Annotated in this window: 17 protein-coding genes; 4 read left to right on the top strand and 13 right to left on the bottom strand. The window is 39.4% G+C overall.

Annotation, left to right across the window (positions count from 1 at the left end):
* Window positions 1-132 precede the first annotated feature (132 nt).
* Genes IQ264_RS03315 through IQ264_RS03325 form a run of 3 tightly spaced genes read right to left on the bottom strand, consistent with a single transcriptional unit; the run spans window position 133 to window position 3,382 of the window.
* Window positions 133-1,212, bottom strand: coding sequence for a CDP-glycerol glycerophosphotransferase family protein (locus IQ264_RS03315; RefSeq protein WP_193978581.1), 1,080 nt, complete (start codon window positions 1,210-1,212; stop codon window positions 133-135).
* A 2-nt stretch (window positions 1,213-1,214) separates the two neighbouring features.
* A complete protein-coding gene (locus tag IQ264_RS03320; RefSeq protein WP_193978583.1) occupies window positions 1,215-2,594 on the bottom strand; it encodes a phosphotransferase in 1,380 nt (459 codons plus the stop codon).
* Window positions 2,594-3,382: an NTP transferase domain-containing protein gene (locus IQ264_RS03325; protein ID WP_193978585.1), complete on the bottom strand. Its 789-nt coding sequence runs from the start codon at window positions 3,380-3,382 to the stop codon at window positions 2,594-2,596. Before IQ264_RS03325 ends, IQ264_RS03320 begins: the two co-directional genes overlap by 1 nt.
* Before the next feature lie 429 nt (window positions 3,383-3,811).
* Between IQ264_RS03325 and IQ264_RS03330 the strand changes: the two genes are divergently transcribed.
* Window positions 3,812-4,525 (top strand): glycerophosphodiester phosphodiesterase, encoded by a 714-nt coding sequence (locus IQ264_RS03330; RefSeq protein WP_193978586.1) that lies wholly within the window; start codon window positions 3,812-3,814, stop codon window positions 4,523-4,525.
* Between the two features lie 3 nt (window positions 4,526-4,528).
* Here IQ264_RS03330 and IQ264_RS03335 read toward each other — a convergent pair whose 3' ends face one another.
* The 9 genes from IQ264_RS03335 to IQ264_RS03375 form a co-directional block, all read right to left on the bottom strand.
* Window positions 4,529-5,866, bottom strand: a complete 1,338-nt coding sequence (locus tag IQ264_RS03335; protein WP_228061252.1) for an MFS transporter — start codon at window positions 5,864-5,866, stop codon at window positions 4,529-4,531.
* A gap of 646 nt (window positions 5,867-6,512) precedes the next feature.
* Window positions 6,513-7,868 carry an MFS transporter gene (locus tag IQ264_RS03340; protein ID WP_193978588.1) on the bottom strand — a complete coding sequence of 452 codons (1,356 nt, stop codon included), beginning with the start codon at window positions 7,866-7,868 and terminating at the stop codon, window positions 6,513-6,515.
* Window positions 7,869-7,961: 93 nt separating this feature from the next.
* Window positions 7,962-9,020 carry an iron-siderophore ABC transporter substrate-binding protein gene (locus IQ264_RS03345; protein WP_193978590.1) on the bottom strand — a complete coding sequence of 353 codons (1,059 nt, stop codon included), beginning with the start codon at window positions 9,018-9,020 and terminating at the stop codon, window positions 7,962-7,964.
* A gap of 26 nt (window positions 9,021-9,046) precedes the next feature.
* On the bottom strand, window positions 9,047-11,521 hold the full coding sequence (locus IQ264_RS03350; RefSeq protein WP_193978592.1) for a TonB-dependent siderophore receptor: 2,475 nt from the start codon (window positions 11,519-11,521) through the stop codon (window positions 9,047-9,049).
* A gap of 90 nt (window positions 11,522-11,611) precedes the next feature.
* The gene (acpS, locus tag IQ264_RS03355) at window positions 11,612-12,031 is read right to left on the bottom strand and encodes a holo-ACP synthase (RefSeq protein WP_193978594.1); all 420 of its coding nucleotides are present in this window, start codon (window positions 12,029-12,031) and stop codon (window positions 11,612-11,614) included.
* A 19-nt stretch (window positions 12,032-12,050) separates the two neighbouring features.
* Window positions 12,051-13,373, bottom strand: a complete 1,323-nt coding sequence (locus tag IQ264_RS03360) for an anthranilate synthase component I family protein (RefSeq protein WP_193978596.1) — start codon at window positions 13,371-13,373, stop codon at window positions 12,051-12,053.
* A gap of 21 nt (window positions 13,374-13,394) precedes the next feature.
* On the bottom strand, window positions 13,395-14,981 hold the full coding sequence (locus IQ264_RS03365) for a benzoate-CoA ligase family protein (protein ID WP_193978598.1): 1,587 nt from the start codon (window positions 14,979-14,981) through the stop codon (window positions 13,395-13,397).
* Window positions 14,982-15,003: 22 nt separating this feature from the next.
* Entirely contained in the window at window positions 15,004-15,423 is a 420-nt protein-coding gene (locus IQ264_RS03370; protein ID WP_193978600.1) for a holo-ACP synthase, read from the bottom strand.
* Window positions 15,413-15,676 carry an acyl carrier protein gene (locus IQ264_RS03375; RefSeq protein WP_193978601.1) on the bottom strand — a complete coding sequence of 88 codons (264 nt, stop codon included), beginning with the start codon at window positions 15,674-15,676 and terminating at the stop codon, window positions 15,413-15,415. The genes IQ264_RS03370 and IQ264_RS03375 overlap by 11 nt, the downstream gene beginning before the upstream one ends.
* Window positions 15,677-16,227: 551 nt before the next feature.
* On the opposite strand from IQ264_RS03375, the gene IQ264_RS03380 reads away from it, so the two are divergent.
* On the top strand, window positions 16,228-17,760 hold the full coding sequence (locus IQ264_RS03380) for a 3-oxoacyl-[acyl-carrier-protein] synthase III C-terminal domain-containing protein (RefSeq protein ID WP_193978603.1): 1,533 nt from the start codon (window positions 16,228-16,230) through the stop codon (window positions 17,758-17,760).
* 90 nt (window positions 17,761-17,850) lie between these two features.
* Window positions 17,851-21,330, top strand: coding sequence for a non-ribosomal peptide synthetase (locus IQ264_RS03385; protein ID WP_193978605.1), 3,480 nt, complete (start codon window positions 17,851-17,853; stop codon window positions 21,328-21,330).
* Here IQ264_RS03385 and IQ264_RS03390 read toward each other — a convergent pair.
* Window positions 21,327-21,614 carry a hypothetical protein gene (locus IQ264_RS03390; RefSeq protein WP_193978610.1) on the bottom strand — a complete coding sequence of 96 codons (288 nt, stop codon included), beginning with the start codon at window positions 21,612-21,614 and terminating at the stop codon, window positions 21,327-21,329. The two genes, IQ264_RS03385 and IQ264_RS03390, sit on opposite strands and share 4 nt — an antisense overlap.
* Window positions 21,615-21,694: 80 nt before the next feature.
* On the opposite strand from IQ264_RS03390, the gene IQ264_RS03395 reads away from it, so the two are divergent.
* Entirely contained in the window at window positions 21,695-26,293 is a 4,599-nt protein-coding gene (locus tag IQ264_RS03395; RefSeq protein ID WP_193978611.1) for a type I polyketide synthase, read from the top strand.
* The last annotated feature ends 41 nt before the right edge of the window (window positions 26,294-26,334 follow it).

Consider the following 26,334-nt stretch of genomic DNA (forward strand, 5'->3'; position numbering starts at 1 on the left):
GGGAATTGCAGGTTGAATTTTTAACCACAGATGAAACACAGATGGACACAGATGAACACAGATGTAGGTGATAGTCTTCCCGTAGAATAGACAGATATTTACTTTATTTGTCTTTTACGATTTCCCTTATTTTCAAGATAGAAATTGTTCTTTAAACCATGAGATAGCGGCATTAGTGGCTTGACCGGGGTTGTAAAATAAATCTTGGGCAATGTTAGTCCGAATTTCTGAGAAACGATCGGATTCTGCGAGGCTAGTTGCTACTATTTTTTCTACTTGTTCGGGATGTTCGACGATTAAACCCCCGCGCCGTCCCCAAGTTTCTAGATCGACTAAAGCGCCTTGTTTTTGCGATCGCTCAATCAACTCTGGTACATCCAAAAATACCAAGGGTCGATTTAATAAAGTATATTCATTCGCAACCGAAGAAGCATCGGTAATTAAAAGATCGGAAAGATAAAGTAAGGGAATAATATCAAGTTCACTCACCAGTCGAGTATGAGGACTTTCTAAAGGTGCTAATTTTGCAAACCAATCAATGTTATTTTTCGGATGATCGTGAGGTTTAATTAGCAAATCGTACTGATTTGTTTCTGACAAACGACGAATCACTTCTTTACCCATTGTTTCTAACGAATTGTCAGCTTGTCCTGTGGGAGCATAGAGAATTATCGATCGCTTTCCATCAAATCCATATTTTTCTAATAACTCTTGGCGATCGAGTTCTCCTGTCACTAAAGAATCAGTTTTGGGAAAACCAATTGACACCCCACGCGGATCGTTTTCTGCTAACAAACCAGATTCAGCAAATTTGCGCCGCATATAAGGGCCAATAATAAAGAAAACATTGTAATCTAGGTTTTCCTGGCGTACTCCTCGGTTGCGGAAAGAAACGCCGTGAAAAATTTGAATGCGCGTTCCGAAGTTTTCTAAAGGTGCAATAATCCGCTTGTTGGCAGAAAAGAGTACATCGAATTGGCGATTTTGAATTTCATCAACTGATAAGATCCGCTCTGATGGAATATGAAACGGTTTGTACATTGCATCGCCATCGTAATTGAATCCGGTTTCGGTTTCTGTGCGTACCCCTCCAGAAACATAAACTTCTACTCCGGGAATTTTTACTAAATGCTCGTAAATAGGTCGAAAACAGAGAAAGTGAACGTGAGCATAACCTGTAAATAAGACAGTAACGTGCTTACTAGAAACCATAACTATACCTCTGATAAAACCCCATATTTGAGTGCTGGTAAAGATAAATAATCACTCTTACCGTCAAGCAATTTTTCGCATTCAGTGACAACAAAACTAAGATGTGTTTGCCATCCTTCTGGTAACTTTCTGAGTGACGAAATTTTACCGCGTAGCAACACTTGAGTAGCGATATGCCAAACTAAACGCGATCGCTCGATCGCTCGATTAGTTTCTGCTTCATAACTTCTTAGCAAAGCTTCTACACAGGCGCTTACAGCTGATGGCGATATTTCTTCTCTTCCAGCTAGATAAATTAAATGAGCAATCAAACGACCAATATCATAAAGGGAATCGCCTGCTGAAAGCATATCCCAATCAACTATACCGATTCTGTTTGAATTGTAATGAATTTGATCGCCAAACAAATTGCCGTGAATTGGTTGATTTTGCGGGAAAGAAAACTGTTTGGATAAGTTTTTCAGTTTGGCGATCGCACCCTCAATTCTAGAACTTAATTGCGGAAGTGCCAGCTTTGCACCCTTGAGATGGCGAGAGAGAATTTTTAACTCTTTTTGGGGTGTCCAAACTGGTTTAGGATCGAGATTTAAATAATGCAATTGTCCGAGGACTTCTCCCACTTGTGCAAAAGTTTCCGGCAAAGCGCGACGCATTATTTCTGTAAACTGAGTGCCAGAAACTTCAGTCATTAAAACGGTGCGAATGGTGGGATTGTAGGAAACAATTTGAGGAACATCGAATTTTAATCGATCGCGTTTAGCCACTTCATCAACGATCTGAAAATTGCGAATCACACATTCTGCGTCATCTTCATTAATTAACTTGGCAAAGTAACGACTGTGCGTAGTTGGGTGTTCCCAAGTCAGAAGCGATCGTTTTAATGGCACATAACGAAACAGTTTAGGTGTGGGATAATCCGCCTCGTTCATCCCCTTTAATTCATCAGGCGGCACTAACAAATTGCAAAAATGTTCTGGATCTAATAACTGTGCCAACTCCCTCATATTTGGAGCATTAGGCAACGTCCAAACAACCGTGTGCCAATCGGGAATCAGAAATATTGGAGGCCCATTGCAGGGGAAAAAGTTCTGACTATAACCGTTCCCTGCCTCCTTAAGAGCGGTTTCGGCTTTGGCAAAGATCTGAAAAAATAGATTGAGCGTTATTGTTGCTTGATTGCTGCCTCCCGGTGCGATCGTCGCTTCAGCCATAACTCGCGCCCGCTCGAATGGCTTGTAATTAGTTAGACCGAGCTTTATCCGTACAGACTGGGGCTGTTTGCCAGACCATTTGCTCCAGGCATCAGCAACAGCTTTTTCAACTGCGCTAGGTATACGAATTTGCTGAATGGTCTGAAAAACTGAGTCTTCGGTATAACTCATTACGCCACCTCTGATTCGAGTAGGATTTCCCGCAAAGCAGCAGGTGAAGGTACTGTATGCTTGAGTTTTGAAGAGACAACAGCCTTACGAATTTTCGGCCAAATCCTTTCACAAGCATGATGCCAATCTTCAGGGAAATCGATTTCCACCCAAGGCAAATCGGCAATGTCTGCACCAAAGATGGGCATTTCACGAGCTAATTGTTCGATCGCAGCAGGTGCCCATTGATTTTCTCCTCCAATTGCCAGGGCTGTTTCAGCTGCATTAAAAAAGGATTTAATGCTGGATGCCGTAAATTTCAAAAGTCCAGTACTTTCGCCATGCGCTTTTTCGACACTAAGCTTTTTACTAATGCGCCGTAGCTTGTTTTCTCTAAAAGCTACTTTCATCTGTTCTGCCTCAGTTCCCGAACTGGAATCATAAGCCAGTGCATTACCGGGAGTTTCCAATAAACGTTGATAAACTTGAGGATGGGCTAAAACATCGCTGTTCATAAGGATAAAGTCATCTTGTACCCAGTTTCGAGTTAGCCAAAGTGAGTAAAGGCTATTAGTTTTGGCATATCGACGGTTGACGACATAGTGACAGCGATCGCCGATCGCTTGACGCACTTGATTACCGCAATATCCCAGTACAACGCAAACATCAGTAATTCCAAAGCTGCGAAGTGCAGCTAACTGATACTCAATTAGGTTTATCTCTCCTACTGGTGCCAAGCACTTAGGTCTGCCTTTAAGCACTGGTGTAAGCCGCGAACCACGACCAGCTGCAAGAATAATTGCCTGCATTTTCTGTCTCCTTTGTTTACTGTTTTCAGTTCAAAATCAGCTATTAAGGGCTTATCTTTTGCCCAAAAGCTTTGCTGAAAGAACTCTAGGTTGCAAAATGTTAAATTTAAATGCGTGTTAGTTTAGAAGAAGTAAAAAGGTATTAAAAGGTTTTGATTTAACCTATTTTTAACTTCCCAATCAACTTACTTTAATTTACTAAATCTAATGTTAAATATCGTGAGAATGTTCTCATTATTAACAGTTAATAATTCATCCTTTTGGCAGATACAGAAATTTTAGGATGCTGTTTACTAAAATCAAATTATTTAAACATCCATCTAAAGATAGAGATTTATTTATCTAAATAAACAATAGAAATAAACTGGTAAATTAGAAGATCGGAATGCGAAAGCTGTTAGATGGTTTTGATTACAAGAAGTTGAAGTTATGCAAGTTATTGGACATCGTGGCGCTGCAAGTCTTGCTCCTGAAAATACGTGGGAAAGTTTTGATGTTGCATTATCAGTTGGTGTAGACGCGATCGAAACAGACATCCGCGCCACTAGCGATGGAAAGTTAATTCTGATCCACGACAAATCCCTAGACCGCACCACTAATGGAACAGGTTTAGTACAAATAACCCCTTGGTCTGTCATCAATAAATTAGATGCTGGAGCGTGGTTTGGTGAAAAATTTAGCAGTGCCAAAGTACCCCTACTTCGAGATAGTTTAGAACGCTATGGAAATCGTACTCACTTAGTTTTGGAAGTCAAACAAGTGGGAATAGAGTTGCTTGTTCTAGAAATGGTAAAAGAATTTAATCTTTTAGATTCTGTAACTTTCACATCCTTTAATTTTCCAACGGTACAGAACATCAAAGCTCAATTCCCTGCTACTAAAGTTGGATGGTTAACATCCGACTTTAGTCAGGGAAATGTTATGCAAGCTGTTGATGCAAGTTTGGATCAAATTTGTCTACCCGCCAGTGCAGTTTCTCCAGAATTAGTTTCCACTTATCAGAAAATTGGTTTAGAAGTTAGAGCGTGGAAAGTAACTAATACAGAAGTGATGAAATCAGCTATTCAAGCAGGTGTTGATGGAATGACAGTTAATTTTCCTCACCTTTTATTGGAAGCACTTGGGCGGAAAGCTAATTTTTGACATTTACCTCCGTCTTGTTTTTCTCCTAAACCAATGAAGAACAGAACTTCGACGACGGCGACGGCGACGGCGACGGCGATGAGGTTGGGTACTCTTATCTCTCTCTGTATTTTCTAATAAGCGATCGAGATAAGCAGCATAAACTTCAGTAACGATCGCCAGCACAACACGGGCGCTTAACATAATTGTCAGACCCCAGGTAGTCCAGAGAAAACCAGCCAAAATTGGCCCAACAATTGTGCCAGCATCTTCACCCAAAATCATCCAACTCATCGTTTGGGCGCGTCGTCGCTTGTCAAAGCTGGAGATGTGCGCCATCAGAGAACCCCAAGCTGGACGAAAAGCTGATTTGCCAATGTCATCTACTAATTTTCCTGTAGTAATGCCGAGGAAATTAGGGGCAAAAATGTAAATAATCGAGGAAATAGTATTGGCAATGCTTCGCACCATCAATACAAGCTTACGATTTCCGCGATCGGACAGCCAACCAAACATCGGCCCTGAGATCAGCAGTACGATCGTTGAAGCAGTATAGATTAGACCTGTTTGCGCTTCGTTCAAACCACCATATTGTGTCGCCAGGATGGGAAACAGCCCTTTAAGCATTTCTGCTGTACCGTTGATCAAAAAATTCAATAGTGTGAACGGGAGTAGCAACCATCGAGATTCCAAGACGTTAACAGGAGGTTCTTCAGGTGTCGCTTGAGTTAAAGTTTCCACCGCCGCCTTTGTTTCTTCAGGTTGTGGCGTATTTTCTCGGACATAGCGTGCGACAGCGTAGAGTGGTAATACTGAGATAACAAAGGAGAGGGTAAAGACTAGGGAGAAGTTAGAGGCTGTTATTGTGAGGATAATCCCAGCCAGTGCTTTACCCAGAGAGCCTGCGACCATTTTCGCTGTATGATACCAGGCGAAGGCGGAAGCGATCGCTTTTTTGCCGCCTTGTTCAGCAATTAAAGCACTAGCCGCTGGATCGCGTAGTGCTTTTGATGAACCATGAATTGCTCTAACGCCATAAAGTTGCCAAGGTGATGTCACAAAAGCTAGGAGTAGCGCAACTAAACTACGTAGACCAATTGCGATCGTAAAGCTGCGTTTCAAACCAAAGCGGTCAGCTGCATAACCCATTACAGGTTTCAGCATCAAAGCTACAGCTTCGTTGAGGGCAATGAGAAAGCCAATTTGAGTCAAGCTTAACCCCAAATGACTGGCGTAGAGCGGTAATGCAAAGCTAATGAAACCGAAACTGAGGCGCGATAGGAAACCTTCTGCAACGATCGCAAATAGTGACAGGTTTACTTGGCGGAGTCTGGATAACATCCGTTTCTTGTTCGATGCCATAAAAAAAGAAGTATCAGAACTGAGTTTCTAGGATGATGCCACGTGCCGTCTGTGGTTGAATGCAAACAGACTTAGCCGATCGACTAACTCAATAATGAATAATTAACTTGATAAATAACTCAGTCAAAGGGGCCAAATTTTTGGCTGGAATACTTTAAATAATTATGAAATTTAACTGCTGTAACTGAGTGCCTCGCCCACGATGAATAGGTTTAGCTGCCTTAAATTTCGAGCGGGTTTTCTTGACAACTCGTGGATTAGATCTAGGTTTTTTAGCTGGAATTATTTGGTCTAAAATTCAGTAATCAAACGATAAATTTGCTCTTTGCCATTCTCTTGAATTACATACTCAATCACTCGCACTCTCATCCGAGTAGCCCCTTTTTTCTGAGATTCTCGGTCAGGTGCAATCCAACTCAGATAAGAACCATCAGCCAGAACTTAGCGGCTGGAATCTCTTTTTTGAGGGACAATGTCTCTTTTTATGCAAGCTTTCCTCTTTTATATCCGTAATTTCCGATTGTGACAGTTCTGGGTGCGGAATGTGGGTTACATTTTCTTCGACTCATGCAAGGTTTTTGGGCTGTTTTACACTAATAAAGCCCCAAGGAATGCAAATGAACCAACAGGTCACATTTTTATCATTTTAATCTGAACTCGATTTGTCCTTGTTTGCAAGCCCATGTCCTCTTGTTTGCAAGTCGCTACTTATATCGTGGTCTAGTAAAATGTTTTCTACATTCCGCAGTGTTCGGAAGGCATATCCGCCAATACCAATTAACACTATGCAAATCGCAGTCATAACATATAATAAGGTAATGCCGCTGCCTGTGTTCGTACCAAAAACTGAACCAAAAATGGATGCCAAAACTCCTTTTGATTTCATTGCTGGTTCAAAAAATCTGTCAGCTAAAAATCCAGCAATTAAGCTAGCTATTGTTCCAATTATCATTCCGATCGCATGATCGGCAGCAAAAACTCGTCCCTGAATAGTGGGTGATACTTTGGCATACCAGATCGCATTACTAGAACTTAATAACAAAGGTACATTTGCGTAGGAGTACAACTGAGCGATAATCCAAGTTAATTGTTTTTGACCTAAACCTAATGCAATTTTACCTAAACCACTACCGATAAATCCAATTAACATTCCATGAATGCGACGCTTAAAACCGCCCCAAATACTTAAGCTTAATGCTCCGATCGCACCACCTACTCCAGCAGCCGTAACAACAACACCTAACACTTGGGCATTACCACCTGTACGGGCAAGAATCATCGGTTCATATAAGATTTCTCCTATTTGATGAAAAAACCAAAATAAGGAAAAAGCAATAGTCATTGCCCGTAAACTTGGTGTGGAAAAAATATATTGAAACCCCATTGCTATCTTCTGCAAAATTGTTTCGTTTTCGGAGTTAGTTGTATCTTCTGTATCTAGAGAAGGTTGAGGAATTTTAACTAATAACAATGTTCCAATAGCAATCAGGAAAGTAGTAATATCAACGGCGATAATTAGCAATAGACCATTAACAGAATAGAGGATACCTGCTAAGGCTGGAGCAATAATAGCTGATGCTTGAACTACCAAAGTACTCATACTGCTAGCACGAGTGTAATGCTCCTTTGTCACCATTAAAGGAATTGAGGTTGAATAAGCAAGATTTTGGATATGTCCGAAGCAACCATAAATAGCAGCTAAACCGTAGAGATGCCAGATAAGTAAGCTGTTAGTTGAATAAAGTAGCGCAATTGTAATGGTACATAAAGCTACACAGGTATCACCCAAAATCATCAGGTGTTTTCGGTTAAATTTGTCTACAAGAATTCCACTAAATAGGGCTACAAAGAATTGTGGGAAATAAAAAAAGAAACTGAATAAGGCGATCGCTGTTGCCTGCTCAGTAAACTGCCAAACCCAAATGGTTAGTGCAAATTGAGTCATGGCACTGCCAATAGCAGATACGAATTGACCGATCCAGATAATTAAGAAAGTACGCACAGTAAATTAGTAGTAATTAATTGGACTTTATGGAATTTAGCAAAATGGAATGCTTCTCTTTAGACCGCTTTTTAGCAATCTAAGTAACAAAGCTTATCTTACTGATAGCAACTGCTTTTTCAGTTCTTTGAGATAAAGTTTTGTACCGATGGAACCGGGTAAACTTGCACACATATAGTATGGAATGAAGTAGACTCGTCCGTTTTTACTGGCTTTAAAAGATTGAGCGATCGCATTTTTTTCCCATGCCTGTTTTAGATTTAATAATTGGTGTTCTTTAAAGCTATTTTTGCTGTTCAGTTTGCTAAAATTGCTGCCTAATAAAATAATTGAATCTGCATCATTGAATTGAGATAAAATTTCAAGTGAAACAGAAACAGGCGAACTTTTATTTAACTCAGGAGGCAAAATTAACTGAAATCCTAACTCTTTAATCAGGGAACTGCAAAGACCGAAAGCATTGTCACCCAAATAAATATCCTGTAAGTTTCCTGAATGTAGTAACAGCACTTTTGAGTATTGAGCAACTATAGGCGCAAAGGAATCACGAGCCGTTTTAATCTGTTGTTTTGTTTCCGCTAATAGTGATTCTGTTTTTTTAGAACTTCCGACCGCTTGAGCGATCGTCTTCAGGTTTTTTTCTGCATTGTTCCAATCAAGTAGTAAGGTTGGAGCAATTTTGGATAATATTTTGTACTGGCTGGCATTGTATTGAGTACCTAAAATTAAGTCCGGTTTGACTTTGAGAATGGCTTCAATAGAGGGCGAGGAAAGCAAACCTAAATTTGCTGGCTGAGTATTAATTCGATTGCCCAAATAAGGGATTTGTTGACTGGGATTATCAAAATTTCCTTTGTGAAACATGAAATAGTCAGCAAACCCAGATGGTTGAATATCTAAAGTCAGTAATGATTCTAAAAGGGGCGAACCGAATACTACAATTTTTTCAGGTTGTCCACAAACTTTGGTTTTTCCTATTTGATGCCCTATCGTTCGACAATTTGCCGAGCTAGCGAGTGACAGAGAGCGATCGCCATTAGCAGAGAAATTATTTCTTATTCCCTGAAAAGTAACAATTACAAGTGCTGTTAATATCACTAACACCAAAAGCCAAATATAGGCAACAAATTTTACTGATTGCTTAGTCCTCATTTCCTTCTATTTGCGATTGAGAAAGATCAAAATTCTACTGAAACTAAAGCTCGGACAGTGAAAGGTTCACCCGGAGTAATTTCTCTGACTCGGCTACTTCTACCGATCGCATCAATATAATTGGCATTAAATAAATTATTGAAATTGATTTGTGCCCGCCAATTATTACGCCGATAAAAGATAGCTGCATTCATCAAGAAAAAACTATCCGCCTGAAAAGAATTGGTTATATCTCCTTCTCGTTCCCCAACAAAATTAAATCCCATACCAAACCCTAAGCCTTGTAAATTACCAGCTTGAATTTCGTAAGTTGTCCATAAACTTGCACTATGTTGAGGAATACCTACCAGTCGATTACCTACAATTTCTGAATCGGTGTCTGCTGTGATTTTGGCATTAACAAACGCATAAGAAGCAATTATGTTCCAGCCTGGTAAAATTCTTCCAGCCACATCAAGTTCTACCCCTTGGCTTCGTTCTTTTCCTGTAGCAATAAAAAATCCTGGTAAAACTGCATTTGGATCGGAGACAGCAACATTTTGTTTGGTAATATCGAAGTAAGCTAAAGTCGCAAATAAACGATTCTCCATTAACTGAGCTTTAACTCCTACTTCAAATCCTTCGCCCTGTTCAGGATCGAGGAGATTTCCCTCCACAGTAGTTCCTGTATTAGGAGCAAACGATCGAGAATAACTACCATAAAGAGAGATTGCTTCGATCGGTTGATAGACAATACCAACACGAGGAGTAAAAGCATCATTATATTGAGTTTCCCGTGACTCAAAAAGGTTACTACTTAAGGTTTGTTTGATAGTATCATAACGAATGCCTGCTAACACAATTAAATTATCTAATAATTTAATTTGATCTTGCAAATAAATTCCTAAACGATCCTGCTGCGTTCTTTGATCGTCAAATGGAGAAAGGGTATTTGCCTTCGGTTTAGGAATAGTCCCATAAACGGGATTGAAAATATTTAGTGGTGACGGGTTATCAAAGTCAACCGTTGTCTCAGAATAAGTGTTAGCTCTGCCTAAATCAAATCCAAACAGAAGTGTGTGCCGAATTGGACCAGTGGAGAAATTGCCTTGGATATTTGTGATCAAATTATAGTCTTGGCTATCACCAAACTGATCGGCAAAAAATCGAGTTAAAGTTCCCGTTTCTTCATCTAAAAAAGCAGGAAGCAAAATTACATCATTTTTATTACGTCCATAATTAAATGCTGAATGAGTAAAGCGAAACCCATTTCGCAATTTCCAGTTATCGCTAAAGCGATGTTCCAAATCATAACCCAAATCTGAGAATGTATTTTGAATAACATCACTAGGATCGTTCATCACACGTTCTCGCGGAATGTTAGCAATACCCCTACCAAAAGCGACCGTTCCAAAATCAGCTGGATTATCATCCTTTATATACTCAAAAATAAAGTTGATATCGGTGCGGTTGCCAATCTTCCAAGTTAAAGCTGGGGCAATCGAAAAGCGATTATAGCTACTATCAAAATCTCGGAAACCACCGTCATTTAAATACATAGCATTCAAGCGATAGAGAAGGCTACGATCTGCGGTCAAAGGCCCGGAAATATCAAAAGAAGGGCGAAAAAAGTTGCGATTTCCAACTTGAAATTCAATATTATAAAATGGTTCTGATAGCGGTCGTTTTCTGACTACATTAATTATTCCTCCAGGTTCGATATCACCGGATAAAATAGAAGAAGGTCCTTTAAGTACCTCAACTTGCGACAAATTTTGCACTTCTAGTAAACCACCCGACCCAGAGCGAAATAGAAATCCATCGCGCAGAACGGGAGCATTATCAAAGCCCCGAATGGAAAAACGAGGGCCTCTGCCATCTGTTTCACCCAAAAAAGTGACTGCGCTGGCATTTTCTACCACTTCCTCAATGTTTATAGCTTGTTGGTCTTGAATAACTCGTTGAGGAATAACTTGAATTGATTGGGGTATATCCCGTAGTGGGGTATCTGTTCGCGTTCCAGCAGTGGTATTAGGAACTACATATTGATTTTGTATCTCTCTACTGACCAAAATTTCAATTTCTTCATCTGGTTTAGGTGTAGTTGGTGTAGTGTTAAGGCTGAGGACTATTCCTAATGAACTGGGATTAATTTGAGCCTTTGGTATTTGTGTGGTTCCTGTTACCGTAACTCGGATAGTATTTGGAGATAACTGTGTTACTGTAACCGATTCAATTCCTTGTGCTGGTTTTTCTTGACGAAATTCTTCACCATTAGGTAAACGCAATTGGGTATTGAAAATATCGGTTACTAAAGTTTTGTCCGAACTAGTTGTAGACACTTGGGGAGTTGTCTGTGAATCGGTTTCTAAAATTACATTAACTCCGCTGGGCGTGCTAATTACACGCACGCCAGTTACTTCTATTATTTGTGCAAAAGCTGGAACTGCTACGAATGTAGAAATTGTGTTAGCTAATAAAAAACCTGGAACTAATTGTTGTACTCTCAATCTAGTGTTCACTCCCTTATCCCTAAGACTTAAGTTACTTTGAGTAACTCAATTAAGTTTTTGCTCGAAAAAAAGTTTGTTTATGAATTTATGATGTCAACTTCATTGCGGTGGATGAGCGTGCAGTTGACATTTATTGGTTGTGGAGAATGCGATCGCACTTGCAGCAGCATAAAATGGAGTATGGCTAATACTCAACAGCCATTTAGTAATGCCAAATTTCGTTGCTATTTGCAAAGCAGTAGCATAAAGAACCACATAAGGTTCACCTGTCGATCGCTTTTGAATCTCAATCTCCAACCATAAATCAGACTGTTGATAGTCTCTACAAAGTACTTTCAAAACTGCCTTTTTAGCAGCAAGACGACTGGCGAGATATTGCCAGTGATTAGTGTTAAATCCAGAAACATTGCGTTCGGCAACTGTAAGATATTGCTTGGCAAAACCTTCTTCCTTTTGTTTTACAAGTGCTTCGATACTTCTGACATCGACAATGTCAATTCCATGACCGATGATACTCATCCAAATATCTCATCTTTTTTCAAGATTCTAAAACCAAATTAGTTAGCATCGTATTCATTTTATTGACCGATTCAATGTACTCATTTCTAGGTACTGACTCGGCAACAATACCCGCCCCAGCATTAAGATAAATTTCATTATCATATTGGTAAACAGAGCGAATTGCGATCGCTAAATCTGATTCCCCGTTACTATCAACCCAACCAATACCACCCGCATAAATTCCTCTTGGTTCATCCTCCAAGCGATCGATCCAATCTAAAGCTGTCTGCTTATCAATTCCCGAAACAGTAATCCCTGGAAATAAAACCTTCAATCCATCCCACAAAGTTTTTCCTGATTGAAGTTGACCGCCAGCTCTAGAAGAAAGATGTTGCACGCACCGATATTTTTTCACCTCCATAAAGTTAAAAACTCGCACCGTTTTTGGCAAACAAAATGAACAAAGTTCGCTTTGTGCTAACCAAATAGAAAGCGCGTGTTCTTTCACTTCCTTAGCATCAGTAAATAATTCATCATTAAGTTTTGCATCCTCTTCATTAGATTGACCGCGAGGACGAGTTGCTGCAAGAGGATTTGTCATAATAAACCCGTCTTTATCGACTTGCATCAAAATTTCAGGACTAAAGCCAACCGCACGCACATTTCCAATATTTAAACAGTAAGAACGCGCTGAGTTATTCGCTTTAGCTCCAACAGTATAAGTTCCCAGCACGTCCAAATTCCCAGTAAATTTTTTGGAACGAGAGATAATAGCTTTATGCAATTCATCTTTTTGAATTGCTGCAATTAACTTCTCAATCCGCCGAGAATAATTTTCACAATCCGCGAAATCTTCTGCTAAAGAAACTGGTTCATAATCGGGAAGCTTACTATCAATAGATAATAGTTCTTTAATTTGTTCTAATGAGCCAGTGGTTTTAACATGAACGCCTTCTGCTGTAAAGTGCAGTTCAATTTCGGGAATTAAGAAATAGAGGAGTGGCTGCTCGATCGCTTTAGAATAAGAGGAATAAAAGCCAGCCATATCAAATGCTACATAACCATAAGCCGTCCAATTTTTAATCGGTAAAGACTTCAGTAACTCACCTACTTGCTTAAAAGGATCGTCAACGGGTTGAGAAAAAGATTTTCCCATACTCTCCAGGTCAACTGAAGTTTTGTTGACACATACTTTAGCTAATTCATTCCCAGCAATCCGTACTTCTTCATCTTTTTCATACATTACGTAATTGCTAATAATACCAGCTTGCAAGAAATTTTGTAAAATCCCGATCGCATTTTTTTTACCAGGCACAAAAGTTTCTTGATACGAAAGCGCAGGCTTTAATTCAGTTGTCATTAATTGCTCCTTATTAAAAATTTATTTCGTATTTTTTACTTCAGATATGTAAAAAGATTCTGCTAAATTCTGGCTACTTCCCACTAATTTACGATGAATTTTCCCGGTTGAAGTACGCGGTAAATGCTCTACAAAGTAGATAATTTTTGGGGCTTTAAAATGAGGAAGTCGCTGTTTGGCAAACTTATAAATGCTAGTTTCCAGTTCTGAGGATGGCTTTTGTCCGGGCTTAAGACTGACATAAGCAACTACTTGAGTTAATTGTTCGCCGCGATCGGATTCTGGAACCACTGCTACTTCTAAAACTTGCGGATGCTGATGTAAAATATCCTCAATTTCCAAAGGAGAAACCCACTGACCATTTACTTTAAATAAATCGTCTTTCCGACCCATAAACTTGAAATAGCCATCAGCATCACACAGATATTTATCCCCTGTTTTCATGGTGTTTCCATAAAGTGCTTGCCTGGTTTCTCGGAGTCGGTTCCAATAACCCAACATTAAGCTTTCTCCACTTACCAAAAGGTCGCCAATTTCACCTGGAGGGCAAGGAAGTCCATTTTCATCAACAACTCGGACATCGTAACCAGGAACTGGGCGACCGGAAGTACCAGGTTTGCATTCGCCCAAACGATTAGCTAGAAAAATATGCAGAAATTCAGTTGTACCAATTCCCTCACAAATTTCTCGATCGTAAGTTTCTCGCCACTTTTGCCAAATACTTTCAGGAAGTTGTTCAGCAGCAGAAACGCACAAACGCACAGAGGAAGCATCTAAAGGCGAAATATCGTGTACTGCAAGAATATTGGCATAAATGCTGGGGATGCCAAAAAAAACAGTTGGTCGGTAACGTTGGATGTCGGAAATAATATCGAATGCGTTACTAGCATCTGACAATACAGTGGTTGCGCCAACTGCCATTGGCATATAAAGAGTATTTCCTAAACCGTAGGCGAAAGGTACTTTGGCAACCGAATAGGTGATGTCATTGGGTTGCAAATTAAGTGTCGCTTTAGCATAGTGTTCTGCACAAACTACCATGCTTTGATGTAGGTGAATTACTCCTTTTGGTTTGCCCGTACTACCAGAAGTGTAAAGCCAGAATGCGGGTTCATCTTTAGAAGTTTTGGCGCAGGGAATAGGTTTGTCAAGTTGTCGATCGAGTAAAGATAAAAATGTATTATCCCCATCTTTGAGGAGAATGTGCTGCAAAAATTGCGACTCAATAGGGGCGAGTTTTTCTTGCCATTCTTGTGTAGTCAGTAAGATTTTAGCTCGCGAGTCTTGCAAAATATACTGCACTTCTTCAAGGTTACAAGCGGTGTTAATGGGAACGGGCACTGCACCGATCCAAACAGCTCCCCAAAAAGTAAAAACTAATTCAGGAGTATCGGGTAAAAGAATGGCTATTCTATTTTCTCGTTCTAAACCGAGAGAAAGTAGCGATCGCGCTGTGCGTTGCACAAAACAACTGAGTTGGTCATAAGTATAGGTGTCGTCTCCATGCACAAAGGCGATTTTTTGGTGATTCCCTTGTTCTAGATTGTTATTTAAGAAATAAGCTGCCACGTTAAAGATACTAGGCAACTGTTCGGAAATACTTTCCATACAAATTTCCTTTGCTGCTGTTTTATAAACCCAGAACCTGAACCATTACGTGCTCATCCCAATAACACCAAGTTGCTAGCCATTTCTGAATCCCACATCGTTTCGCTTGAATGCTGGCATTTCCGTATAGCTGAACAGTTAACTTGTCTTCGGTGAGGTTTGCTTCAATTTCATTCCAACCAATCTCTACCAATCCAGTTCCCAAAGCTTTTCCTACAGCTTCCTTAGTGGCAAAGCTAATGGCTAAAGAAAGGTAAGGATAACTAGAAGATTGGTAACGATCGATTTCGTCTAAAGTAAATAACAAGTTTAAGGTTTCCCGGTCGCGTAGCGTGCCGTCAGGCGTATTGTATCGCTCAACTAATCTAGCAATTCGCGGAATTGATGCGATATCAACACCAAGTCCCTTAACTTCAGCTATCTCTTCGCTTTCAAGAGGCATGATTAGAGTTAGAGTGAACGGATATCGCTGCTTCGACTTTATGGCAAACTTGATCTAGCGTCATATCTTGCCGACCTTCAAGCTTAACGCTCACACCTAGCCTGCGCTTCAGTCCCAAAGCAATTTCTACAATTTCGGTGGAATCAAGTTGTAAATCCTCCTGTAGTAATGCGTCCTGGTGAAGCGATTCTTTGGGAATACCTAAATCAATCAGTATTGCTTTTAGGGTATCCATCGCTTTTGAATTGTCCATAAATATCTCAATCCAACTATCGCTGTGATGTCGGCACTCCTTAATGAAAATTTTTCTTGTTAGCTTAATAAGCTGCAATAATCTCTTTATCCAAACCTACAATACGCTAATTGTAATTAATTCGCAATAACTTTTGAGAAAATTTTCTGAATTTAAGGCGATCGCACTACTCTTAAGGCAACACAAGGATCTCAGCAAGCGTGAAGATTAATGGCACGATCTCCTGAACACTTTACGGAAAATGCTGTAGAGACGTTATATAGAACGTCTTTACAGCGTTTGTTGGACATAATATAAAGTCTTGTCTAAGGACAATCTAAATCAATTGATAACCAATGCTTATTGAAAATATATGGCAAATAAGAATAAATGTTCATGGAACACTTGCCAATGCACTGTCAACTACTTAAGATGATTAGGTCAGTTAGTTGCTAATAATTCCTATTTAGTAGCTGATAGGCATAAATCAAACGGAATTACTACCTGAGTGCCTCTGAGTTTAAAGTTATGTGCATTCCAGGTGAAAATTACCGAAGTTTAGGAGTTGTGTAGTGTCTCGACACTCCATTGGTATTTGTTCGCTTGCCGTAAGCTTTCCGAAACTAATTCGGACTAATGATTACTGGTACGACAAGTCAAGAGAGTTAGCTGTTCAACAAAAGTCAAAGCGAGTTCGGTTGCCGAGAACTTCTCAACCCATTTCCAACCAAGATGGACTTGAGATTTGGTCGCAGGAGGTAGCACCATATTTAAACGATCCATTTCGCGGGAATGTAGAACGACGAGTTCTCAGTCAAGATGAATCGTCGCTGACATTGGAGTATCAGGCAGCTAAAGAAGCGATCGCTGCTGCAAATCTCGCTGCTGAAGAAGTGGAACTGGCGATCGTCACCTCACTTTTTTCAGAATCGATCGGATTTGGTAATGCCTCTTTACTCGCTCGTCAACTCAACTTGCATTGTCCAGCTTGGAACTTAGAAACAACTTGTTCGAGTGCTTTAGTGGCATTGCAAAATGCTCGATCGCTAATAGCAACAGAAGAATATCGCAATGTGTTAGTAGTAGTTTCGCACATTGGATCTGGCACAGTAGACGATCGAGACACCCTTTCTTGGTCGATGGGTGACGGTGCGGGAGCATTTGTGGTAAGTTCGCTAAAACCTGGACAAGGAGTTCTCGGTACTAAAATCAATAGTGCTACTGCTACTTACGGCGCTTACTCCCACGAACTCGTAACTGACGATCGAGGAGTGCCGCGAATCTGTACCCGAACGGGTGACAATGCAAGTATGCTAGCGGAAACAGCAGTTGATTTCGTTCGCAGTTGTTGCGAAGGAGCAGCAAAAGCAGCTGGAATATCGCTCTCTAGCATTGACTTTTTTGCATTCAATACACCTACAGCTTGGTATGCCAGCGTTTGTAGTAGAGCATTAGCGATCGATCCAGAACGCACAATTAATCTTTACCTACGATACGCCAACATCGGGCCAGTTTTTCCCCTTGCCAATCTATACCACGCTGCGCGATCGGGCAAATTAAAAGAAAATGACCTAGTTCTCGTTTACACAAACGGCGCAGGTGCGACAGCAGGCGCAACGGTAATGCGTTGGGGTGATGTAGCACTAGGATCGATACCTGCTCCTCCGATCGACGTTACTCCAGAACAAGAAAAGATTCGTTTAGCTGGATTAAATTCGCATTCAAATGATAAACCTCACCTTACAGAAATAGAGCATCTTTCCAGAGAAAACATTTTTGCTGTCAAACCAGAAAAAAGACGGCAAATATTAGAAACTTTCCTGTTAGGATGGCTCACCACTAATTTACAATTACCTCCAAATCAGCTTGCACCTCAACAATCTTTTGCTTTTTTACTAGACTCCCTAGCAGCTTTGACGTTTAGAAGTCGCATAGAAACTGATTTGCAAGTGCAAGTACCGATGGAAAAATTCTTTGGGGATAATACCATTGCTCAACTCGCGGAACAAATACTAAATCAATTAGAACTAGCAAACCTCATTGCATCACAAACAAGAAATAACACCGATTCTCGTGAAGAAGAACGGGAAATTTTGACTTTGTAATTGCTTAACTAAAACTCAAAATTATTTCGTTTAAAAAACCAGAACTAGCGAATCAATTTATAACGCAAAGCACAATTTTTGGGCATCATCATGGATCTACATTCACTTTTAACTACTCTTTCCAACCAAGGTGTAAAACTTTCTGTTAATGGCAGTTCGCTAGAAATTGATGCGCCAAAAGGGGCAATCACTCCAGAACTGCGACATTCGCTAGCAACACATAAAACAGAAATTTTGACGCTGCTGCAACAAAATAGTGTAAATGTGAATTCTACGACTCTGCCATCTATTGTGCCAGCACTAGAATTACGCTATGAACCTTTTCCTTTAACGGATATGCAATATGCTTTTTGGGTGGGTCGAAGCGGAATTTTAGAACTTGGTAATGTTGCTAATCATGGGTATTACGAAATTGAAGGGAAAGATTTAAATTTAGAACGCTTAAATTGGGGATTGCAACAATTAATTGAGCGTCACGATATGCTAAGAGCGATCGTCCTCCCCGATGGTCGCCAACAGATTCAAAAAATAACTCCTCCCTATCAAATGCAAGTAGTCGATTTGAGAGGAGAAAATGAAGATGTTGTTAACGCTAAACTAGCAGAAATTCGCGATCGCTTATCCCATCAAGTCATCCCTGCCGATCGATGGCCCTTGTTTGAATTTTGCTGCACTCGCTTAGATGAAGGGCGGATTCGGTTGCATATTAGCTATGATTTACAAGTATTTGATGCTTGGAGTTTGTTTCGTTTATTTGATGAGTGGGTGCAACTTTACCAAAACCCCAATTTAGTATTACCACCTTTAGAAATTTCATTTCGGGATTATGTTTTAGCTGAACAAGCATTAACAGAAACAGAACTTTATCAGCGATCGCAAGAATACTGGTTTAATCGTCTCGATACAATGCCTCTAGCGCCAGACTTACCCCTCGCCAAAAATCCCAAAGAACTCAAACAACATCGAAACAAACGTTACGAAAGCAGACTAAAACAAACAGACTGGCAACAGTTAAAAGAACGAGCAGCAAAAGCAGGTTTAACACCTTCTGGATTATTACTAGCAGCTTTTACCGAAATCATCGCCCGTTGGAATAAAAACCCCCAATTTACGATTAATCTTGCCTTATTCAATCGGTTGCCATTGCATCATCAAGTTAATGACATTTTAGGTGATTTTACCTCTGTTACTCTCTTAGCTGTAGACCATTCATTATCTGAATCTTTTAGCGATCGCGCAATTCAGATTCAGAAACAATTGTGGCAAGATTTAGAACATCGTTACTACAGTGGAGTGCGGGTAACAAGAGAATTGGCGCGAAGAAAAGGTACAGCCCCCAGTGCAATGCCGATCGTATTCACTAGTACTTTAGGCTTTCGTTCTCTCGGACAAGAAACTTTGACTTTTAGCCACTTTGGAGAGTTGGTATATGGGATTAGCCAAGCTTCTCAAGCATGGATGGATATTCAAGTTTGGGAAGAAAAGGGAGAATTAACCTTTAACTGGGATGTTGTGGAAGAACTTTTTCCTGATGGTATGATTCCAGATATGTTTGAAGCATATTGTTGTTTGCTTGAAACATTAATTGCTTCTGAATCTGCGTGGATGGAAAATACGCAGCAGCTATTACTTCCGACTCAATTAGCTTTATTTAATAAGATTAATGCTACAGATGCACCGATTCCAAATCAACTATTACATGAATTGTTTGCGGCACAAGTTTTAAGACGGGCAAATGAAAATGCGATCGTCACATCTCAAAGCAAGATAACTTATCAGGAATTGTTCGATCGATCTAACCAATTAGCTCATCGTTTGCGAAAATTAGGAGCATCTCCCAATCAATTAATTGCTGTAGTAATGGAAAAAGGATGGGAGCAAATTGTAGCAGTAATGGGTATTTTAATATCTGGTGCTGCTTATGTGCCGATCGATCCCAAATTACCCCAAGAACGTTTGTTATATCTTCTCGAAAATAGTGAAGCAAAAATAGTACTTACCCAATCATGGTTAACAGAAAATTTAGCGTATATTAAAAGTAAAGATATTCAATATTTGTGTGTAGATACTGATGAATTAGCCCAAGAAAGTAAAGAACCACTTTCATCTGTCCAAACTCCCGATGATTTAGCTTATGTAATTTATACATCGGGTTCTACAGGGTTGCCAAAAGGTGTAATGATTACTCATCGCAATGTAGCGAATGTGGTTGTTTACACTAATAAGCGATTTAATGTTAATTGTCACGATCGAATTTTAGCTTTAACAGCCCTGAATCATGACTTATCAGTGTATGACATCTTTGGTTTGTTGAGTGCTGGAGCATCAATTGTTATGCCCGATGCGGATGCTGTAAAAGATCCTAGTCATTGGCTTCAATTGATGATGTCAGAGCGAGTAACTTTATGGAATTCGGTTCCTCAGATGATGGAAATGTTAATAGATTATGCAACAGGACAATCTGAGGCATTTCCTAACAGTTTGCGCTTGGCAATTTTGGGGGGTGATTGGCTTCCGGTTTCTCTGCCCGATCGCATTCGTGCTTTAATTCCAAATATACAATTGCTCAGTATTGGTGGGCCGACAGAAACTACAATTTGGAATATTGGTTATCTAATTGAAAAAGTCGATCAAAATTGGAAAAGTATTCCTTACGGTCAACCAATGGCTAACTCAAAATACTATATTTTGAATGATGCTTTAGAAGAATGTCCAATTTGGGTTCCCGGTCAAATGTATTGTTCTGGAGTGCAGTTGGCAAAAGGCTATTGGCGAAACCCGGAAAAAACTAGCGATAGTTTTATTTCTCATCCGCGCACGGGAGAACGACTTTATCGCACCGGAGATTTAGGTTGTTATCTACCAGATGGAAATATTCAATTTTTAGGAAGAGTAGACTTCCAAATTAAAATTCGGGGACATCGTATTGAAGCTGGAGAAATTGAGGCAGCATTGATTCAACATCCTGCTATAAAAGCAGCCGTGGTGAATGCAAGCACAACCCAAAAAAGTCAAGAACGGTTAATTGCTTATGTTGTTCCTGACTCAAAATTAGCACCGACAATTGAGGAGTTACGTAACTTTTTAAGTGGTAAATTACCAGAATATATGATGCCTTATGCTTTCATATTTTTGGAAAATTTGCCATTATCAGCTAACGGAAAAGTAGACCGCTTGGGACTTCCAAATCCAGAAGTTTTTTTGGAAGAATTAGAACGATCGTACATAGCACCGCAAAATGATACCGAACAAACCATTGCTAACTTATGGCAAGAGGTTTTAAATCTCGAAAAAGTAGGGGTGAATAGTAACTTTTTTGAAATCGGAGGAAACTCATTATTAATTACAAAAATTTACAACAAAATTAGTCAAGTTTTTCCCGATCGTGTAACATACATATCATTGGTTGATTTATTTAAATATCCAACCATTCGTTCTCTCGCCAAACACTTAAATCAATCTCAACAAAAAGCTTCATCCGATCAAAACAATTTAGAATTAGTCAATCAGGTAGCGGCAGGTAAAAACCGCATCAAACAAAGATTAAAACAATCCAAATTAGCTAATTAATAATGCTGCGTAAAGGCGGGTTTTATTGTGAGATATTCTACTGTGAGTCCAAAATTATCTGCTAAACCCTGGGTAAGGGCGGGTTTTGTTATGAGATATTCTACTGTGAGTCCAAAATTATCTGCTAAACCCTGGGTAAGGGCGGGTTTTGTTGTGAAATCTTCTGCTGTAAGTCCAAATTTATCTGCTAAACCCGCCCCTACAACTCCTAATACCAAATCCTGGTTAGTTACCGTTATCTTTTCCCTCTTTCCTCTGCGTTCTTTGCGTCTGGAGTGGTTCAATCATAAAAGGTATTTTTAACCCAGATTTAGTATAAAATTCCAAAATTTTTTCAAAGTAAACTAACCTTTTTTACAAAATCATGTTTGAATCGAATGCAATGGAAGTAGCAATTATTGGTATTTCAGGGCGTTTTCCTGGTAGTAAAGACGTAGAAAGTTTTTGGGATAACTTAATCAATGGATTAGAATTTATTTCGGTTTTTCCCGATCGGGATGGAGAAGACAAAGAATTAAAATCAGCAGGTTTATTAGAAGATATTGAGCTATTTGATGCTTCTTTTTTTGGTTTTAATCCCAGAGAAGCGGAAATTATGGACCCGCAACATCGCCTTTTTTTAGAGTGTGCTTGGGAAGCTTTAGAAAATGCGGGTTATGATTCGGAAAGAGAAGAAAGACCGATCGGAGTTTATGCAGGAGTAGGAAGAAGCACATATTTGCTTTATAACCTGTTTCCTAATAAACTCAATGAAACTCTCGGATATTTTCCAATATTACTTGCTTCAGATAAAGATTACGTACCTACTCGCGTTTCCTATAAATTAAATCTTAAAGGGCCAAGTATTAGCGTCGGAACTGCTTGTTCGAGTTCCTTAGTTGCAGTTCATTTAGCTTATCAAAGTTTACTTAGTGGCGATTGCGATATCGCTTTGGCTGCTGGCGTATCAGTTAAAGCACCTCAAAATGCAGCAACACTTTGCCCGGAAGGTATTTCTCCTGATGGTCGTTGTTTTGCTTTTGATGCTCGTGCAAATGGAACAATTGGTGGTAATGGTATTGGTGTGGTTGTTCTCAAGCGACTTGAAGATGCGATCGCCGATCGAGATTACATTTATGCTGTTATTAAAGGTTCGGCAATTAATAATGATGGCGCTGTAAAAGTTAGCTACACTGCACCCAGCGAAGAAGCCCAAGCCAAAGTAATTCGATCGGCCCAAATTTTAGCAGAAGTCGAGCCGGAAACTATTACTTATGTAGAAACTCATGGAACAGGAACTTCTATGGGCGATCCGATCGAAATTGCTGGATTAAAACGCGCATTTTCTACTAATAAAAAAGGTTATTGTGCAATTGGTTCTGTAAAAACCAATATTGGGCATTTAGATGCAGCGGCGGGAATAGCTAGCTTGATTAAAACGGTTTTGGCGATCGAGCATAAATTACTGCCACCAAGCCTTAATTTTGAAACACCAAATCCTCAAATAGATTTTGAAAATAGTCCATTTTATGTTAACACCAAGCTCTCTGAATGGAAAATTAATGGCATACCTCGTCGTGCGGGAGTAAGTTCTTTTGGATTTGGGGGAACAAATGCTCACGTAATTTTAGAAGAAGCACCACAAATTGAGCGCTCGACAACCTCCCGTCCTTGGCAATTATTAACATTATCCGCTAAAACTAATTCGGCTTTAGACACAGCAACTACTAATTTAGTCAAACATTTCAAGCAGCATTCTCAACTTAATTTGGCTGATGTTGCTTACACTTTACAAGTAGGTCGTCGAGAATTTGAACATCGACGGATAGTAGTTTGTAAAGATATTGAAGATGCTATAGCTGCATTGGAAGATCCCAAACGAGTTTTCACCAATATTTCACAAACAAATGAGCGTCCTGTTGCCTTTATGTTCACTGGATTGGGAACTCATTATGTCAATATGGCTGGAGAATTGTACCAAGTCGAGCCAACATTTCAAAGTGCGATCGATCGCTGTTGCGAAATCCTCAAACCTTTAATTGGTTCAGATTTAAGAGATATACTTTATCCCGATCGTCACCAAACTTCTAACTCGACTAAGCAGGAATCTCGATCGGGTTTCGATCTGCGAAAAATGTTAGGTCGCGATCGAGAAATTGCCGATGAAAATACTCAAAAACTCAACCAAACTCGTTTCACCCAACCAGCTATTTTCGTCATTGAATACGCTTTAGCTCAGTTGTGGATATCTTGGGGAATTCGTCCGGCGGCGATGATTGGCTACAGCATTGGTGAATACGTTGCAGCTTGTTTAGCTGGAGTTTTGTCTCTTGAAGATGCGCTAACTTTAGTTGCTAAAAGAGCAGAAATGATTCAAGAATTGCCGGGTGGTGCAATGTTAGCCGTACCTCTTTCGGAATTAGAAGTACGCCCTCTTTTAAACGAAAAGTTATCGTTATCAGCAATTAACGGGGCAAAACTTTGTGTAATTGCTGGGGATGTAGAGGCGATCGATCGATTAGCTTCTCAACTCACTGAAAAAGGATTAGCTTGTCGGCGTTTGCAAACCTCTCACGCCTTTCATTCTCATCTCATGAAACTAATTGCCAAATCCTTCACAAAGTTGGTTAAAACTATTAATCTTAAACCCCCACAAATTCCTTATTTATCCAACGTTACTGGAACTTGGATTACAGAAAATCAAGCTACAGATCCGAATTATTGGACAGAACATTTGTGTCAACCAGTGTTATTTGCCAATGGAGTAAATGAGTTATGGAAACAACACAAACCGATTTTATTGGAAGTTGGCCCCGGACAAACATTAAGTAGTTTAGCATTACAATGTTTAGAAAGCGATCGAGTAACAGATAAAGTTATCTTGTCTTCCCTTCGAGATGCTTATAATCAAACCTCAGATTTAAGCTTTTTACTTAATACTTTAGGTCAACTATGGCTATCAGGAATTAAGATAAATTGGTCGGGATTTTACAGTTACGAATCTCGTTATCGGACTCCATTGCCAACCTATCCTTTTGAGCGTCAGTATTACTGGGTTGAACCTTTTAAATCTGAACAAACTGCATCAACAAAGCAAGTTTCTTTAGAGAAAAAACCGGATATAGCAGACTGGTTTTATATTCCAATTTGGAAAAAATCAATCCCACCAGTTCCCTTTAAAGCAGGTAATTTAGCTAAACAAAAGTCTTGTTGGTTATTGTTTGTTGATGACTGTAGCTTATCTTTTGAAATAGCTAAAAGAATAGAAACTGAAAATCAAGATGTTATTAGAGTGAGGGTGGGAGAACAATTTAGTAAACTCAGTGACAGGGAATATTTAATTAATCCTCGATCGCAAGATGATTATCATGCTTTACTTAAAAATCTTCAGGCTACAAATAAGTTGCCTAAAACTATAATTCATTCATGGACAATCAAACTGAGCAAAGAAGAACCAGAAGAAATCGATCTTTTTGCAGAAACTCAGAACTTAGGCTTTTATAGTTTGTTATTTCTTACTCAAGCGATCGTAAAACAAAATATTACAGATTCGCTAGAAATTTGGGTACTTTCCCAAGGTATACACGGAATTGAAAGCACAGATATATTGCATCCAGAAAAAGCAACTTTGTTAGGGTTATGTAACGTCATCCCCCAGGAATATGCGAATATTACTTGCCGCAGTATTGATTTATTAATACCAGAACCAAATAGTCAGCAAGAAAAGAAACTAATCGACTATATTCTGACAGAAATATCTGCTCCATCTTCTGATTTAACAATTGCTTATCGTGGCAATCATCGATGGCTGCAAGATTTTGAATCCATGAAATTAAATGATAGCAGTGTGCCTCAAATAAATTTGCGACAAGGTGGCGTATATCTGATTACAGGTGGATTAGGAAAACTTGGACTAATGCTGGCTAAATATTTAGCTGAAAGTGTACAAGCTAAATTAGCATTAATAGGGCGATCGGGATTGCCTAAAAAAGAAGAATGGGAACAATGGTTGGCGACTCATGATGAGTGCGATCGAATAAGTAATGCAATCAAGAAAGTTCAAGAATTAAAAGAATTAGGTGCTGAAGTTCTAGTCATTAGTGCTAACGTCGCTAATGAAGCTCAAATGCAAGCAGCGATTACTCAAATTGAGCAAAAATTTGGTACAATTAACGGCGTAATTCACACTGCTGGAGCATCTGAAAAAGACTCCACTAAGTCAATTTTAGAAATAGGTTATGCTGAATGTGAATTACATTTTCAACCAAAAGTGCAGGGAGTATACACTTTAGAAAAAGTGTTGCAAGGAAGAGAACTTGATTATTGCGTTTTAATATCTTCTGTTTCCTCAATTTTGGGAGGATTAAGATTAGCTGCTTACAGTTCAGCCAATATTTTTCTAGATGCTTTTGCTCACAAAAAAAATCAAGCTAATCACCATAATTGGTGCAGCACAAATTGGCTCTGGATTGACATACCAGAAGAAACTAACCAAGCTTTTCAGCGGATTTTGTCCCAAAGTACACTTTCTCAAGTTGTTATTTCACAAATTGATTTAAACGCCCAAATCAATAAGTGGATTAAACGCCAAAAACCACAGGTAGATGAGCAAACAAATTCTGCATTCCACCCACGTTCAAACCTACGAAATTCTTACGTTGCCCCTAGTAATGAAATCGAGGTGATAATTGCTAACCTTTACCAACAATTTTTAGGAATTGAAAAAGTAGGTATTCATGATAACTTCTTTGAATTAGGTGGACATTCTTTAATTGCAACTCAGCTAATTTACCAAATTCGTAAAGACTTCCAGTTAGAAATTCCGGTAACTCTGTTATTAGAATCTCCTACTGTAGCAGAATGTGCTTTAGCTATTGAAAGAATTTTAATCGGTGAATTAGAAGAGTTAACTGAAGAAGAAGCTGAAGCTCTTGTATTAAATATTTCCAGTACTGGTGCTAAACATGATGGAATCGTGCGTTAAGTTAACACTTTTGCGCCCTACAAATAGAGTTAGTAAAAGAT

The organism is [Phormidium] sp. LEGE 05292, assembly GCF_015207735.1.
Taxonomy (GTDB): domain Bacteria; phylum Cyanobacteriota; class Cyanobacteriia; order Cyanobacteriales; family Aerosakkonemataceae; genus Floridanema.

What these genes read in the sequence shown, in the direction of transcription:
- IQ264_RS03345 (WP_193978590.1), bottom strand. Translation starts at nt 9,020, where the DNA reads ATGAGGACTAAGCAATCAGTAAAATTTGTTGCCTATATTTGGCTTTTG.
- IQ264_RS03375 (WP_193978601.1), bottom strand. Translation starts at nt 15,676, where the DNA reads ATGGACAATTCAAAAGCGATGGATACCCTAAAAGCAATACTGATTGAT.
- IQ264_RS03360 (WP_193978596.1), bottom strand. Translation starts at nt 13,373, where the DNA reads ATGACAACTGAATTAAAGCCTGCGCTTTCGTATCAAGAAACTTTTGTG.
- IQ264_RS03315 (WP_193978581.1), bottom strand. Translation starts at nt 1,212, where the DNA reads ATGGTTTCTAGTAAGCACGTTACTGTCTTATTTACAGGTTATGCTCAC.
- IQ264_RS03385 (WP_193978605.1), top strand. Translation starts at nt 17,851, where the DNA reads ATGGATCTACATTCACTTTTAACTACTCTTTCCAACCAAGGTGTAAAA.
- acpS (WP_193978594.1), bottom strand. Translation starts at nt 12,031, where the DNA reads ATGAGTATCATCGGTCATGGAATTGACATTGTCGATGTCAGAAGTATC.
- IQ264_RS03370 (WP_193978600.1), bottom strand. Translation starts at nt 15,423, where the DNA reads ATGCCTCTTGAAAGCGAAGAGATAGCTGAAGTTAAGGGACTTGGTGTT.
- IQ264_RS03395 (WP_193978611.1), top strand. Translation starts at nt 21,695, where the DNA reads ATGTTTGAATCGAATGCAATGGAAGTAGCAATTATTGGTATTTCAGGG.
- IQ264_RS03320 (WP_193978583.1), bottom strand. Translation starts at nt 2,594, where the DNA reads ATGAGTTATACCGAAGACTCAGTTTTTCAGACCATTCAGCAAATTCGT.
- IQ264_RS03365 (WP_193978598.1), bottom strand. Translation starts at nt 14,981, where the DNA reads ATGGAAAGTATTTCCGAACAGTTGCCTAGTATCTTTAACGTGGCAGCT.
- IQ264_RS03330 (WP_193978586.1), top strand. Translation starts at nt 3,812, where the DNA reads ATGCAAGTTATTGGACATCGTGGCGCTGCAAGTCTTGCTCCTGAAAAT.
- IQ264_RS03335 (WP_228061252.1), bottom strand. Translation starts at nt 5,866, where the DNA reads ATGGCATCGAACAAGAAACGGATGTTATCCAGACTCCGCCAAGTAAAC.
- IQ264_RS03325 (WP_193978585.1), bottom strand. Translation starts at nt 3,382, where the DNA reads ATGCAGGCAATTATTCTTGCAGCTGGTCGTGGTTCGCGGCTTACACCA.